Below are 14,808 nucleotides of genomic sequence, written 5' to 3'. Positions count from 1 at the left end.
AAATATTTATAAAGTTTGTTGCATTATTATTAACAACAAAGTTTAAAGATAAGTGAATACTATGGGTTATTATTAATTAATTTTAGCACACTATAAAGAAAATTCACAGCACTTCTTGAGGCTTCTAATTGATTAAAAGTCCCCGAAATATAAGTATCTAATTGCGGACAATACCATAAAAAGGAAGCTGTAGATCCAGAATGACCAATAAGCTGCAAGTCACTTTCTGTATTGTTTAATTCACCTAAAGACACTTGTCTTATCCCAAAACCGTATTCCATTCCTTTTGTTTCAGTTACCCAATTTTGCATGGCTAAACGTGTGTCTTTCTTTACAATTTTATCGGTATTAAAGGCTTTTAAAAATGCTATTAAATCGTGAGTGGTTGAGACTAAACCGCCTCCGCCCCAATCGGCACTTAAGCTTTTAAGAGACGATAATTCATATTGACTCGCATAAAACTTAACGATTGGTAGTTTGTTTTCTGCAGGAAATGATTTTAAGTTAACATAAGTACTATGCATGTTTAAAGGTTGAAAAATGTTCTGTTGAAAGAATTCATCTAACGATAAACCACTTACTTTTTCAATAATTAAGGCTAAAAGCACATATTCAGTATCTGTGTAATGATAACCTTTACTAGGAACAAAATGAGGTGTCATTTTTTCTTTTGAAAACTGAATTAGTTCTTCTGCAGACCATGTTTTATTCGGGTTCATCAATAGTTGATTAATAATATTTAGACTTCCGTTTTTAGTTTTATCGGTGAAATAATCAGGTAAACCAGAGGTATGTTGTAATAGATGTGCTATGGTTAATTCTTCAGAATAGTTTTTGTCATTTAAAACATGAAGATTAGCAACCAAAGAATCTGGTAAATATCGAGTAATCTTATCTTCAAAATTTAATTTATTCTGATCCTTTAAAAAACCAATTGCTGTTGCGGTAAATAGTTTTGTAACGCTAGCTGTATAAAATGGGTGATTTATTGAAATAGCATCTTCTTTACTTTCAGCTAACTTGATATCGATACCACGAGATTCAGAATATACGTGTAGTATTCCACTTTTTATATTTTCCTTTTCTAATTCGGTTTTGAAGCGTTGTTTAATTGTAGATTCTTTTGTTTGCTGAGCAATAGCTGATAATCCAACTAAAAATATTATACCTAGAAATAGATGTTTCATAATGTTAGTTTTAGAAATTAAATTTTTATACCAATATAAAGATTAGGTTCAAATAGAAAATAAGAATCCCATTTATTGTCGAGTTGTTTAAATGAATCTGGTGTATTGGTGTCGAAATGCCAAACATTACAATGAAATTGTGGTTCTACAAAAAACTGTTTCTTTTTACCAAAAGCAAAATGATAACCAATATGATATGAGTTGTAGAGTTTAAAACCGTTGGCTATTTTCTTTTCATCAAGATCTAGATAGGTTTTATATAACGGTAAAACTTCAACCGAAGCAAATAGTCCTTTCCATAGCATACGTTGATATGAAACACCTATACCTGTTTCGCGTAAATAGCCAGGATAAAATTCGGTTTCAGAATCAATTTTATCCGTAAGTCCGTCCCACCATTGAATACCCATAGGTTGAAATAATCTCCATGTAGCAAATTTTACACCGATAATATTTTTTGAATCTAATTCACGCTTTACGTGAAATTCAATATGTTGTGTGTTGGTTCTTTCTCCTCCTTTTCCAATATTTCCTAAAATAATTGCCGGAAAACTAACTCTGTATTTTAAATCTGTGTCATGGTGCTTTTCTTGTTTTGAAATCTGTTGAGCAAAACCATGAATTGTGAATAATGTTAAGCAAATAATTATTAATTTTTTCATTGTGATTGATGTTTAAATTGTTCGTTTTTTGATTGATTATTTGATGTGACAAAGATGGGACAGAAGTGAATGTTAATCGTCCTGAATTATGATTTCAAACCTTTTTGAAATTCAGTACTTATTATTCAATTTGAAGTATTTTGAATAAAAAAAGGCTTAACACAATTAGTGCTAAACCTTTAATTAATTTTTAGAGTATTATTTTAAAACAACGTTTCAGGATGCGATGTAAGTTTATCTACATGTTTAGTGATTTTTTCAATCTCCCAATCCCACCATTTAAGTTCTAATAATTTAGAAATGGTGTCTTCTGAAAAACGTTTTTTAATAGGTTTAGCAGGATTGCCACCAACAATAGTATAGGGTTCTACGTTTTTTGTAACCACTGCTTTTGTTGCTAATATTGCGCCATCACCAATGGTTACACCAGGTATAATGGTAACATCGTGACCAATCCACACGTCATTACCAATAACGGTATCACCTTTGGTTGGATAACTTTTACCATCCATAGCGTGTTGCCATGCACCACCAAATATGGCAAATGGATATGCTGATGTTGCTTCTGTTAAATGATTTCCGCCATTCATAATAAAAGTTGCACCAGAAGCAATCATGCAAAACTTTCCAATGATGAGTTTATCGCCAATAAAATCAAAATGATACTTTACATTTTTTTCAAAATTTGAAACCGTTTCAAAATCGTCGTAATAGGTGTAATCACCAACCTCAATGTTCGGATTTTTAATGTAGTTTTTCAAAAAACAAAGCTTATTGTAATTGGCTAACGGGAAAACGGTATTTGGATCTGGAATGCTCATATTTATAGTGTATTAGCTTCTTCTCTAAAATAGTCTTTTAAATTATACTCACCATAAGTTGGAGCAATATTATCCTCAGCCATTAAGGCTAAGAAAAATTCAATAGGACCATATATTTTAACGCCGGTAAATGTTCTTAAAGTCCAAATGGTGAATCGTCTTATCCAATCTGGTAAATGCGTTATTTTTATTGGCTTTTTTAATGAGGTCAGTGCGAGTTTACTAATATCATTTAAGCTTAATATATCAGGACCTCCAACGGTTAATTCGTTATTGTAATCTTCTAAGTTATCGACAATAGCTTTTGCTAAATCCTCTCCATGAATTGGGTTGAATTTTTGATTTCCTGATCCAAATAAATATACACGACCCGATTTTGCCATTTGTAAAAAGTCTTTCATATCTGAGAAAAACCCGTTAGGTCTTACAATCGTGTAATTTAACCCTGAAGCTTTTAAAGCATCAACAAACTTTTCTTTGGCTTCAAAAATCTTCAAATTTCGATGTTTATCACCATTAATAGCAGACACATAAACAAAGTGACTTACACCAGACTTTTTAGCTTCAGCAAGTAAATTCATATTTGCTTGATAATCGACATCCATATAGGTTAAATCATCCTTCTGTCTCGTAATACCAACGGTTGAAATGACCGTATTTATCCCTTTGCAAATGTCTCTTAAAGTTTCTGGTTTGGTGACTTCAGCTTGCTTAATTTCCAGATAGTTTTCATTAGGATTATCTAGTTGGTTTGGCTTACGGACAATAGCAACCACCTGGTTTTGTTTCTCTATTAAAACCTTTAATAAATGTCTACCAAGATAACCAGTAGCACCAGCTAATAATATATTGGTATGTTGCATTTTGTGTGATGTTTAAGATTGAACCTTAATTAAACTCATTAGTTAACAGTTGCTGAATTATGGTATTGCGTTGTTCACCAGAATCGTCTTGTTGATTGCTTAATAATACAATAGTTGCGTTGTATTCTGGCACAAAACCAATCATGCTCCAATAACCGTCTATATCGCCACCATGCCAGTACAGTGTGGTGTTACCTTCTTGTGTTGTAAACCAACCCAAACCAAAATCTACATAACCACTTGGTACATCTTGAGCAAATATTTCATCTTTTTCTGCAGTTGTAAACCAGTTTGTTTTTACCGCATTTGTCCACGTTTCCATATCTTTTGGTGTGCTGCTAAAATCGCCAGCACCAAACGCTAAATTCATCGGGTAAACACTGTTTACATTACCATTGTTATAGCCTTCTGCATGTGTGTTTGAGTTAATATGATCTGTACCTCTGTACGTGTTTGTCATTTGCAAAGGGTTAAGAATATTTTGCTGAATGTACTCGTGATAAGACATATTAGTAAGTTCTTCAACCAACAACGCACCGATAAGGTAGTTGGAATTACTGTATTGTTTTCCTTCACCAGGTGTGAAATTGAGTCCGTTTTCTGTAATTATCTCAATAATAACTTCATAGATATCTTCTTCATCAAAAAAGTTTCCTTGTGCTGCAGCATCTTGAACCACAAATTGATAGTCTGGAATACCTGATTGATGCGATAACAGTTGTGCAATACTAATTTGATTACCGAGAGGAAACTCAGGATCAAATTCATCTAAAGTGTGATTAAAACTGTCAATGTATCCATCACGCTTTAATTGAACAATAGCTGCTGCTGTAAGCGTTTTAGATACAGAACCAATTCGGTATGCTAGTTCATAATCTTGAGGAAGTGCTGTGTTTTCATTTGCTAAACCAAAACCTTGTCGCACCAAATCGTTTCCATTTTTTGTGATAATGGCATACCCTTGAAAGTTGATATCGGTTAATAAATTTTCAGCGGTTGTGTAATTAATGGAAGGTGTGTTGTTGTCATCATCGGTTGAACATGATGTAAAAAGCATTACAATTGCAATTATAAATACCATTAAAAGTTTGTGTAAAATTGTCATAACTGTTCGTTTTTAATTGATTATTTGATACTGCAAAATTGAAGTATAAACAGTTATGCGTCGTGCTAAATTATAATTTAGAACGTTCGGAATTTATAAAAAGAAACGGTTTACTTAGAATGCTGCTGCACCCATTTGCTAGGTGTAATACCTTCTGTTTTTTTGAAAAAGGTATTAAACACACTTTTAGAATTAAAGCCACTATCGTAAGCTAAACCAAGAATGGTGATGTGTTTAAATTCTGGTTTTAATGCAATGGATTTAAAATATTCAAGACGATAGGTGTTAATAAAATCGTTGAAGTTTTTCTTGAAACTAGCATTGAGCAACCATGATAAATGATTTGGGTGCATGTCGATTTTATCCGCTAATGTGCGTAATGATAATGTAGTGTCCAGAAAACACACTTCATTTTTCATTAAGTCTAAAATAGCGGTTTTACAGTGTGCTATTTGGTCTTTAGAAAGTAGTTGTTTTTCAGTACTATCGGTTTGTGGTTTACTTTCGTTGGATAAAGCGAAAATGATGTCTAGCTGTTTTTTGAAGCGTTCAAGATCATGTAAAGGTTCTAACAACGGGTCTACTTTAACCAAAGTCATTAAAGGCTCTTTATGAGTGATGCCTTTATCAATTAAATCTAAAACCTTGTCATATTGCTTCAAAAGCGTGTAAATATAAATCAAGAAAAAGCGTACACGCTCTCGACTATCTGTGTTCAGTAAAGGTTCTAGTAACTCTAAATTCGCTTCAACATTTGCAGTGTCTTGCATTACTGCATGCGCTAAAGTTGTCATTATTAATTGCTCAATTTTAGAGCCTTCCATTTCAGGAATACTTTGGGCAACTTCAATAATATGCTTTGGTTGTTTGTGATACGATAAAGCCAATGCGTAAATACCATAACCAACAATAAACTTGTTATTGATTTCAAAACATCTTTTAAAATGCTTTTTTACAGCGTTTTCATCTTTATTAATATAGGCATTGTAGCCCATAAAATAGTTGTTTAAATCATTAAGTGGATCTAATGTATATGCAGTATTTATATGAGTGTTTGCTTCTTGTAGGTTTCCTTCTAAAATTAAGGTTATAAAGAGTTTTTGATGTGCATCGGAATAGCCAGGTTTTAATTCTAAGGCTTTTTTAAGATGACAAGCAGCCGCTTTAAAATCCCATTTTTTATTGAGTGCATCCCAACCTAAAGAATGATGAACTTCAGGTAAATCTACTTTTAGATTATGCGCTGTATCGAGATAGTATCCTCCAATTTCAAAAGCTTCTTTTACAGGCATTAAACCAGCAGCAGCAAGTATATTGTATGCGTAATGAATATGAACATGCGCCAATGCAAATGTTGGATACTGCTCAATAACCTGTTTTAATATTGTAATGCCTCTTAAAACATCATCCTTATTAAACCGCGAAATAAGCTTTTTTGCTTTTAAGTAATCGTGATAGGCTGTTGAGGAAATATTATGATGCCTCACTAGAGAATCATCAACATTAAAATGCCCGAAGTTTTCTCTTATTTTATCAGCAATCAAAAGACTGATTTCATCTTGAAGTTTGAAAATATCATCAAGCTCGCGGTCAAAGTTTTTAGACCAATAATGAGTACCATCTGCGGTGTCAATTAGTTGCGCAGAAATACGAACACGATTATTTGCTTTTCTTACACTGCCTTCTAATATGGTTGAAACATTTAATTCTTTCCCAACCTTTCTAACATCTACTTGTTTTCCCTTAAACGCAAAAGATGAGGTTCTTGCAATAACCTTTAATGCCTTAATATTAGATAACGCATTAATAATTTCTTCAGTTATACCATCGCTAAAATATTCATTGTCAATATCGTTACTCATATTAACAAAAGGGAGAACAGCTATGGATTTTTTGTTTATCTGCACTAAAGTTGATAGGTTATTTTCTGATACAAATATGAATTAATTTATAGCAATTACAAAAATACGCAACAAAACAACGCAATTTATTTACACAAATTTATTGTAAAACCTATAATTATAAGTAGATATGAAACATATTCTTAGTTATTATTGCAACTTAGTTGCTTTTATTGTTTCTTTATTTATATTTGCGCATCAATAATATAAAAAACCAAAACATGAAAAAGATTTTCTTTTTACCTTTTTTAGCTTCACTTATTTTATTTGCAAGCTGTTCAAGTGATGATGATGCTTCAATGGATGACCATAACCATCATGATGAACATAAAAATGTATCATTATTAATTTCAGATACAGAATCTAAAACCTTAAATTTTATCAATCCGTTTACTGATGAATTAAAAAAATTTGAAGCTGCATATGCTAAAGGAAGTATATATGCTACAGAATCTGGTAGATATGCCGTTATTACGCATAGAAATGATAATTTTACTGAAACCTTTAATATTGGTGGAGAAATTGACCATGGAGATCATAGTCATGATTTAGGCGAAACCGGTTTAGCTGCCGTTAGTTTTGTAAGCCAAAAACCAACACATTTTAAATCTGAACAAGGCTATGTTGCTGTATATAATGATGGGGATGCAACATTAAGTATTTTTAATGAAAAAACTATAGATAATAATGCTACAGTAAATACTATTACTACTGGTAGTGCAGCTCATCATGGAGCCATGGTAATTTTTAAAAATTGTAACATAGCTATTACTAACTTAGGTAACGGATCTGGTTTACCTGAAAAAGTTCAAATTATTAACCAAAGTGGTGAAATAGTATCAGAAGAAGCACAAAGCTTATCAACATCAGGAATTCATGGTAGTGCCGGAAATAATACAACAGCTGTATTTGGTTCTGGTACGGGTATTTTAGTTGTGAATGATAATGGCGAACAAAATATTATTAACTATCCTGATAGTTTTGAAGATGGTGTTTGGTTTGGAAGCCTTTTAGCAACAAATATTTCAGATTTATTTATAGGCTATACATCTAGCAAAGGTGCCTATTTTATTGATATTGAAAATGAAGCTATTACCCCTATTCATGAAACAACTGAACTATTTAAATGTATGGTATCTAAAAGCGGTAAAGAAGTTATTAGCTTAACAAAAAGTGGCGTACTAAAAATTACAGATGTTGCTACCAAAGCAGTGCTATTTAATGAAACACTATCAATAGTAATGGATACTGAATCTACAGGTCATGGTTCTGTTACTAGCAGTATAGATTATTTTGATGAATTTGTTTATATATCAGTTCCATCGGCTAAAAAAATTATACAGTATAATATTGATGATATGAAAATTACTGAAGAATTTGAATTAGCCATAACGCCATACCAATTTAAGGTTTTAGCTTATGATATAGAACATTAAAACTACTTAATTTAAAAACCGAGCTCCAACTCGGTTTTTTTATTACTTATTAAAAAAATAAAAACCCTTCTTGCTAAAAAACAAAACAAAATTTAATAAAAATTTGTAGTTTTAAGATATGAATTACACAGCAAACACGTACTATTTTGATTATGAAAATCCTGTTATAAATAACATAACAAAAGACTTTAAGCATTTAAATTCTAAACAAAAAATAATTGAAAGCTTATATATAAAAATACGCGATAATTGGCGCTATACTCCTTTTAATATAGGTTTAACAAAGGCACATTTTAAGGCTAGTACTATTGCAAAAAAAACTGATGGTCATTGCATTGATAAGGCCATTTTATACATAACGTGCTTACGTGCGTTTAATATTCCTGCTCGCTTACATTTAGCCAAAGTATCAAACCATATAGCTACTGAGCGTTTAGAAAAAATAATTGGTACAAATGAATTAGCACCACACGGTTTAGTTGATGTTTTTTACAATAAAAAATGGGTAAAATGTTCACCAGCATTTAATATTGAACTTTGTAAACTTTATAATGTTGATGTTTTAGATTTTGATGGTACTAATGATGCTGTTTTACAAGAATACAATAAAGATGACCACAAATTTATGACGTATATAGAAGATTACGGCCATTTTGAAGATGTTCCATTCAATTTTATTAAAGCAACATTTCAAAAAAATTACCCAAAACTTTATGAGCAGTTTAAAGATAAAACTGAAATGTCACTTTAAAATTTAGTGTTACTTCCCAATACAATATTTAACTATCCTTATGTCTATTGACGTTAAGGCATTTGGGCAACAAATAGGGTACAAAAAATACATAAAAAGAATAAATAAAGAGTAAACATCAATAAATTGAGCTACTAATATAGCACAAAAAAAACCGCTCGATTAGAGCGGTTTCCAAATAAAAACACCAAGCATTAATTAGCTGTACCAGAGCCTAAATAAATACTGTTTGATACTTGACTACCATCAGCAGTAATAAACGCCATAAATAGCTCTACCGTATCTCCTGCATAAGTTGTTGGGATTGAAACAATTTGAGAACCTACTGTTCTGTCTGCTCCATCAAGTAAAGAAATAGATTCCTTTTTTGAGGGATTGTAAACCAACAACATCGCTTTATCAGTTGCATTTGCGTTACCTTCGGCAGAGTTATCATCCCACCCAAAAGTTACTTCTCCAGCAGTTGCTAAATCAGTCGTCGGGTTTAACGCACCAGATAAACCCCCGCGACTTACTAAAGCGTTTGGATAGTCAACAACAAAGTTAGGTTCTGTACCTGTAATCGCATTATTCAACACATACGACATTGCAGCATTAAATTCTGTTTTCTTAACTGCTAATCCTTTATACCCTAACTTAATAAAAGGCTTTACAGCCTGTAAAAATTCTAAAGTGGCAGTAAACTTTGTTCTTTGGTTTACTTGACCAACAGTTCTTGGATTGGCTACACTTGAGGGTTTAATTCTAATGTAATCAATTCCTTTCCAGCTTCCACCGATAACGTTTCCAACCTTACCTGAAAGCCCTCCTAAAATACCTTGGGAAATTTTACCCATAACATAAATAATTTAAATGAAACTTATTTTTCTTCGGACTTGATACGGACTTAACACGAAGTTGTACCTTCCGACTGAATATATGGCAAGTTTTATGCTATTCGTTAGATATGGATTTTGTTGCTTTAGATTGCTTCTTTTTGCATTTTAGAAAATAAACTTTGAATGTATGATACTTTCAAATCTGCCATTTTTGAAATGACTTTTTGAAGTTCGGCTTCTTTTTTACTAATCGCTGACACTATATTAATATGCTTTTGCAATTGAAATTCATTATTTATTAATGATATAAAACTATTTTTTAGAGTATTTCTGCAATCATCTATTGAAATAAACGGAATTACACTTCCTTTTAAATGGTAAGCGTAAAAACCGCCTATTTGTAACATCATAGATAAGTGAAAAAGTGTGTGTTTTACCTCTTCTGTTGTAGTAGTGACAACGAAACAGTTAGCACAGGATTTTAAGAGTGTTTTTCCGCTGTTTAGCCCTTTGTTTAGTATAAAAAAATGAGGGTTTGAGTAAGCTTTTCCGACTTGGTGTGTTTTTAGTTCAAAAGTTGACATAGCTATCCAATTTAAAATTGCTTCGCTACGCTTCGCGCCATTTTTTTTTTGAAAAGAAAAAAGATAGCCATAGTTGTTGTGGCGTGGGTTAGGCTGTCAAGGTTTTTGGATAAAAGTTTTTTTATTGAATGACTAAATCAAAAGAAAAAGGGTTTTGAAAAAAGTTTTATTCAAAACCCGTAGGGCTTGACCTTTATAGCCTTGTGCGGTTGGCAGAGGTAGCCACATATATTTGCCATCTTTTTTATTTTAAATTTTCAAATTAGTTAAACTTGATTGAAAATGCCTTTAACTTTTCTGGGGAATTAACACTTAAAAAAATAGGTTTTAGTACCGTACTGAGCGTTGGGTGAAGCGTTTGTATGGGTAGCATTTTAAATAGTTGTTTGATAAAACAGCATTTAAACAAGCTACTTATACAGGACTTTTAGACAATAGCTTTTTGTTTTTTTGAGGCACGAGAAAAAGCAATATGCTATGGCGTAGCACTACACTTTATAAACCTATTTTTTTATAACCGCTGACTTGGGTTGTGGGGAAAAGTGGACTTTAATATTTGTTAACGAAATGAAACAAACAAAGACTTGAGGTAAGGAATACTTGGACTTAACGATGGTTTTGTGCAGCTTGAATGAGATAACGAATATTATTATCAATTAACAGAAACCTTAAAATGTTTAAATGTTTAATGTTAGTTCAAAATGTGGTTAAATGTTCGGAATTGCGCGTTGGAATTGCGGATATTTTACATAATACCAGTTATAGCTACGAAAATATAAGAATGCTGCGATAGCAAACCCTTGAAAGGATTTTTGCTACTATAACTTGTATTATGTAACATAGCTTGGGTGAGTTTAGGGTTTTATGATATAATAATAACAGAATAGCTTATTGCAGTTTGGTTTGATTTTATGAAAACCAAAGCTGTAATATGCTATTACCTTAAAGACAAAAAAACGCTAAACTTGTTAGGTGAGCGGAACAACACAAAAGACAGAGGATTTTGAGGTACGAAAAAACTGGGTTTTGGGTTGTGGGGAATAAAAAAGAGCCTTCCGAAAAAGACTCTTTCATTATTGCTTAATGGTCGTGATTTGAATGGTCATCACTTTCTTCTTCACCAGATTGATTCATCATCATTTCGTGGTCGTATTTACAACAACCTGGTAAACCATCATATGCTTCTTCATCACCTGCTACTTTTTCGGTATCATATCCTGAAGCTGCGATTGCTTTATGGATTGCCATTGCATCGGTTTTTGTATCATCAAAAGACACATCAATCTTCTTTTTATCGACATCCCAATTAGCACTTGTAACACCTTCAACACCGTTAGCTGCTTTTTCGATAGTGTTTTTACACATTCCGCAATTTCCTCTTACACCAAAAGACAGGTCTGTCATTGCCATATCTTTTGACATTTCAGTAGTTGTGGTTTCTGTTTCTTTTTTGGTTTCGTTTTTACAACTTGTTAAACCTAATGCTGCTATTACAGCTACACTTAAAATTACTTTTTTACTCACGTCGATTACATTTTTGTTTTTGTGTTCGTGATTTTTCTTTGAAAAATTCATTGTTTAAAATTTAATTGTTATTACTTGATTTATTATTCTATTACTTGTTTTACTTCACCACAGGTTAGCATTGCTTCGCCAAAGTATGGATTGATTACTTTTTCTTCTTTGCTTAACCAATAAGCACCATTATTGTTATCTGCCATTGGACAAAATTCTACATAGACCTTTTCATTGATACCAAATAGTTGTACAGCATTGATTAGATGTGATGATAAATGTTTAAAATGGTCTCTTTGTGATTTTATATCGGACGTTTCAGAAATTGAAGTTGCAGAAGATTTTATTTCGCCTTCTAATGACATCCAATGGTTATGCGCCTTATTATCTGACAACAATTTCATATCTACTTTGTTCAATTTATTTAATAAAGTTGTTGCGTTTGCTGAAGTACTTATTGAATCTTCTTTTACTAAAGCATCTTTTAAATTGATATACGCATTGTAAACACTATTTAACTGTTGTTGAAATTTCTCTGATACTTCCAAACGCTCATTCATATTAGTGTGGTCACTTTCTTTGTTAGATGCATTGTTATCCATACCTAAATGACCTTCGTGTCCAGTCATTACTTTACCACCATCTTTATTCATCATAGACTTTTTGCCTTGTAATTGTGCTGCTGCATCAACCGTAAATGTTCCGTTAGTCACTATTTCATTTCCAACAAATAAACCTTCTACAACTTCATATTCATTACCAATTTGATTGCCTAATTTAATTTCACGCATTTCAAAAATAGGTTGGTCTGGATTTGTTTTAAGGTACACCACAGAACGTTCACCTGTCCATAATACAGAAGATGCAGGAATTGATATTACTTCATCATTTTTAGCTGTACTGCCTTCAATATTTGCGGTTACAAACATTCCTGGTTTAAATACATCGTCCTTATTGCTTAAAACAACACGTAAGGTTACAGTTCTTGTTTTCGTGTTTAAAACTGGGTCAATGAAATCAACTTTACCTTTAAACTCTTTATTAGGATAAGCATTGGTTGTTATCATCACTTCCTGTCCTTTTTTAAAGCGGTCAATCTGATTTTCATACACATCAAAGTTTCCCCAAACTGTGTTGAGATTGGCAATTTTTAATAAGGGTTGTCCTTGTTTGATGTAATCGCCTTGCTCTACCAATTTTTCTGTAACAGTACCCGAAACGGTTGCATAAACAGGAAAGTTTTCTTTTACTTTTCCTGTTTCTTCAATCTGGTTGATTTGATTTTCAGAGAGTTTCCATAATTTCAATTTATTACGGACTGCTTTGTATAAAGCAGGTTGAGATTCTTTTAAAGAAGCTGCTGTGATTAATTCTTGTTGTGCTGCATAGAGTTCTGGCGAATAAATGGTTGCCAATAATTGACCTTTACGAACTTCTTCGCCTGTAAAACTCACATTCAAACGTTCAATTCTTCCAGCGAAATAACTTACCTGTACTGCATTGGCTTCTTCGTTTTCGGCAATTTTTCCTGAAAGTTTTATGATTCCATTTTCTACTAAACCATTACCAACCACCGTGGTTTGAATGTTTGCTAAAGCCATAGCATTAGTGGTTAATTTAAACTGATCTGCTGTTAAACCATCTGCTCCACTTTCGGCAGGAATTAAGTCCATCCCACAAATAGGACAATCGCCTGGTTCAGGCTGCATAATTTGTGGATGCATAGAGCAAGTCCACATTTGATTGGTTTGTTCAACTTCATTGTGATTATGGTCTGCTTCTTCTTTTGATGAACCACCGAAAAGCAACCAACCCAATAATAGACCAACTGCTAATAATCCTAAATAGATTAATATTTTATTTGTTTTCATTTTCTAATCGTTTTATCATTGCTTTCATTTCTTCTATTTCCTTGCGTTGTGCTTCAATAATATCTTCTGCCAGTTTTTTTACTTCTGGGTCTTTTATATCTGCTCTTTCACTTGTTAAAATAGCGATAGAATGATGCGGTATCATTGCTTTCATCCAAAGGACATCACCAATTATTGGTGATTGTGCTCTTACTAACCCCAAAGCCCCTATAAACAGAATAAAACTACCTGCAAGAATTGCTATGTTTTTCTTTCTATCATTATACATTTTTCGCATAAAAAACCACATTATTACTGCCATTGTTGAAATCCCTAAACACGTCATATAGAATCGTGTTAGACTAAACCATACGTGGTCTATGGAATAGGTGTTTAAATACATTGTGATGTACATTGCTACAAATGAGCAAGCCAACATTATAAAGAAGGTTTTGTAATTTCCTTTGTTTGAGTGTTCTTTTGAATTTTCCATATTTTTTTATTTTATAGTTAAACTTTTTACTTACTTAATTTTAATATCCTGAATGCACCTTGTATCACCAATCCAAATACAATGATTCCTATAATTAAATCTGGAATACCAGAATGCAGCCAATTGACTAAAACGCCTGCTGTAATTACGCCAAGATTTATTATAATATCGTTAGAGGTAAAAATCATACTGGCACGCATATGTGCTTCTTGACTTTTAGATTTTTGTAAGAGGTACAAGCAAATGCCATTTGCAATCAAAGCAAATACTGAAACTATAATCATTGTTGAAAATACAGGTAAAGCTTCATAGCCTAAAAATCTACGTATTACCTCAACGATTCCGATAATTGCAAGTGTTATCTGAAAATAGCCTGCATATTTTGCAATCCGTTTCTTTTTTAAAACTGTACCACCAACCGCTATTAAACTCAATCCGTAAACAAATGAATCTGCCAACATATCTAAACTATCAGCAACTAATCCCATTGATTTTGAAATAAGTCCTGTACTCATTTCGATAATAAAAAATGCAAAATTGATGATTAGAACTGTCCACAACAGTTTGGATTGACTCCTTGTAGATTCAGTAATAATTGTGTCTGTATCTTCTGAACTGATTAAACTTTCATTTAATTTTAATTCATTTAAGGCATTACCAATTTCATTTACATTTGAATTATGATATAGTGTTAAGATTCTTTCTTCTAAATTAAAATCAAGTTGTTTGATACCATCTATATCAGATAGCTTCATCTTAATTAGATTTTCTTCAGAAGGACAATCCATTTTTGATATTTTGAAAACTGTTTTCTGCATATAA

General features: G+C 32.3%; 14 protein-coding genes. 2 read left to right on the top strand and 12 right to left on the bottom strand.

Annotated features, from left to right (window positions below; translation table 11 throughout):
- Window positions 1–59: 59 nt before the first annotated feature.
- The 6 genes from FUA26_RS01380 to FUA26_RS01355 form a co-directional block, all read right to left on the bottom strand.
- Window positions 60–1,187: a serine hydrolase domain-containing protein gene (locus FUA26_RS01380; protein ID WP_147130678.1), complete on the bottom strand. Its 1,128-nt coding sequence runs from the start codon at window positions 1,185–1,187 to the stop codon at window positions 60–62.
- Window positions 1,188–1,204: 17 nt separating this feature from the next.
- Window positions 1,205–1,849: a hypothetical protein gene (locus FUA26_RS01375; protein ID WP_147130676.1), complete on the bottom strand. Its 645-nt coding sequence runs from the start codon at window positions 1,847–1,849 to the stop codon at window positions 1,205–1,207.
- 203 nt (window positions 1,850–2,052) lie between these two features.
- Window positions 2,053–2,670 carry a CatB-related O-acetyltransferase gene (locus tag FUA26_RS01370; protein WP_147130674.1) on the bottom strand — a complete coding sequence of 206 codons (618 nt, stop codon included), beginning with the start codon at window positions 2,668–2,670 and terminating at the stop codon, window positions 2,053–2,055.
- A 2-nt stretch (window positions 2,671–2,672) separates the two neighbouring features.
- Window positions 2,673–3,533, bottom strand: a complete 861-nt coding sequence (locus FUA26_RS01365) for an SDR family oxidoreductase (protein ID WP_147130672.1) — start codon at window positions 3,531–3,533, stop codon at window positions 2,673–2,675.
- A gap of 25 nt (window positions 3,534–3,558) precedes the next feature.
- Complete coding sequence (locus tag FUA26_RS01360; protein ID WP_147130671.1) at window positions 3,559–4,638, bottom strand: serine hydrolase domain-containing protein; 1,080 nt, start codon at window positions 4,636–4,638, stop codon at window positions 3,559–3,561.
- 110 nt (window positions 4,639–4,748) lie between these two features.
- A complete protein-coding gene (locus FUA26_RS01355) occupies window positions 4,749–6,500 on the bottom strand; it encodes a helix-turn-helix domain-containing protein (RefSeq protein WP_147130669.1) in 1,752 nt (583 codons plus the stop codon).
- Window positions 6,501–6,760: 260 nt separating this feature from the next.
- On the opposite strand from FUA26_RS01355, the gene FUA26_RS01350 reads away from it, so the two are divergent.
- A complete protein-coding gene (locus FUA26_RS01350) occupies window positions 6,761–7,975 on the top strand; it encodes a hypothetical protein (RefSeq protein ID WP_147130667.1) in 1,215 nt (404 codons plus the stop codon).
- A 118-nt stretch (window positions 7,976–8,093) separates the two neighbouring features.
- Window positions 8,094–8,726 (top strand): transglutaminase-like domain-containing protein, encoded by a 633-nt coding sequence (locus FUA26_RS01345; RefSeq protein ID WP_147130665.1) that lies wholly within the window; start codon window positions 8,094–8,096, stop codon window positions 8,724–8,726.
- A gap of 194 nt (window positions 8,727–8,920) precedes the next feature.
- Here FUA26_RS01345 and FUA26_RS01340 read toward each other — a convergent pair whose 3' ends face one another.
- From FUA26_RS01340 to FUA26_RS01315, 6 genes are all read right to left on the bottom strand, one after another.
- Window positions 8,921–9,562, bottom strand: coding sequence for a DUF6266 family protein (locus FUA26_RS01340; RefSeq protein WP_054851354.1), 642 nt, complete (start codon window positions 9,560–9,562; stop codon window positions 8,921–8,923).
- Between the two features lie 125 nt (window positions 9,563–9,687).
- A complete protein-coding gene (locus tag FUA26_RS01335) occupies window positions 9,688–10,128 on the bottom strand; it encodes a DUF6943 family protein (RefSeq protein WP_106688420.1) in 441 nt (146 codons plus the stop codon).
- Between the two features lie 1,080 nt (window positions 10,129–11,208).
- Entirely contained in the window at window positions 11,209–11,703 is a 495-nt protein-coding gene (locus FUA26_RS01330) for a heavy-metal-associated domain-containing protein (protein ID WP_106688419.1), read from the bottom strand.
- A gap of 32 nt (window positions 11,704–11,735) precedes the next feature.
- On the bottom strand, window positions 11,736–13,514 hold the full coding sequence (locus FUA26_RS01325; RefSeq protein WP_147130664.1) for an efflux RND transporter periplasmic adaptor subunit: 1,779 nt from the start codon (window positions 13,512–13,514) through the stop codon (window positions 11,736–11,738).
- Window positions 13,501–13,986, bottom strand: a complete 486-nt coding sequence (locus FUA26_RS01320) for a DUF305 domain-containing protein (protein ID WP_106678902.1) — start codon at window positions 13,984–13,986, stop codon at window positions 13,501–13,503. Before FUA26_RS01320 ends, FUA26_RS01325 begins: the two co-directional genes overlap by 14 nt.
- A gap of 26 nt (window positions 13,987–14,012) precedes the next feature.
- Window positions 14,013–14,804, bottom strand: a complete 792-nt coding sequence (locus FUA26_RS01315; protein WP_027879802.1) for a cation transporter — start codon at window positions 14,802–14,804, stop codon at window positions 14,013–14,015.
- Between the last annotated feature and the right edge of the window lie 4 nt (window positions 14,805–14,808).

It is taken from the genome of Seonamhaeicola algicola, assembly GCF_007997385.1.
Lineage (GTDB): Bacteria > Bacteroidota > Bacteroidia > Flavobacteriales > Flavobacteriaceae > Seonamhaeicola > Seonamhaeicola algicola.
Note: the sequence above shows the minus strand (reverse complement) of the source record. Positions and strands in the feature narration are given on the sequence as shown.

Bases quoted from the DNA above. Each gene is read 5' to 3' on its own strand.
- FUA26_RS01335 (WP_106688420.1), bottom strand. From the start codon at position 10,128: ATGTCAACTTTTGAACTAAAAACACACCAAGTCGGAAAAGCTTACTCA.
- FUA26_RS01375 (WP_147130676.1), bottom strand. From the start codon at position 1,849: ATGAAAAAATTAATAATTATTTGCTTAACATTATTCACAATTCATGGT.
- FUA26_RS01325 (WP_147130664.1), bottom strand. From the start codon at position 13,514: ATGAAAACAAATAAAATATTAATCTATTTAGGATTATTAGCAGTTGGT.
- FUA26_RS01345 (WP_147130665.1), top strand. From the start codon at position 8,094: ATGAATTACACAGCAAACACGTACTATTTTGATTATGAAAATCCTGTT.
- FUA26_RS01340 (WP_054851354.1), bottom strand. From the start codon at position 9,562: ATGGGTAAAATTTCCCAAGGTATTTTAGGAGGGCTTTCAGGTAAGGTT.
- FUA26_RS01350 (WP_147130667.1), top strand. From the start codon at position 6,761: ATGAAAAAGATTTTCTTTTTACCTTTTTTAGCTTCACTTATTTTATTT.
- FUA26_RS01360 (WP_147130671.1), bottom strand. From the start codon at position 4,638: ATGACAATTTTACACAAACTTTTAATGGTATTTATAATTGCAATTGTA.
- FUA26_RS01330 (WP_106688419.1), bottom strand. From the start codon at position 11,703: ATGAATTTTTCAAAGAAAAATCACGAACACAAAAACAAAAATGTAATC.
- FUA26_RS01355 (WP_147130669.1), bottom strand. From the start codon at position 6,500: ATGAGTAACGATATTGACAATGAATATTTTAGCGATGGTATAACTGAA.
- FUA26_RS01320 (WP_106678902.1), bottom strand. From the start codon at position 13,986: ATGGAAAATTCAAAAGAACACTCAAACAAAGGAAATTACAAAACCTTC.
- FUA26_RS01365 (WP_147130672.1), bottom strand. From the start codon at position 3,533: ATGCAACATACCAATATATTATTAGCTGGTGCTACTGGTTATCTTGGT.
- FUA26_RS01380 (WP_147130678.1), bottom strand. From the start codon at position 1,187: ATGAAACATCTATTTCTAGGTATAATATTTTTAGTTGGATTATCAGCT.
- FUA26_RS01315 (WP_027879802.1), bottom strand. From the start codon at position 14,804: ATGCAGAAAACAGTTTTCAAAATATCAAAAATGGATTGTCCTTCTGAA.
- FUA26_RS01370 (WP_147130674.1), bottom strand. From the start codon at position 2,670: ATGAGCATTCCAGATCCAAATACCGTTTTCCCGTTAGCCAATTACAAT.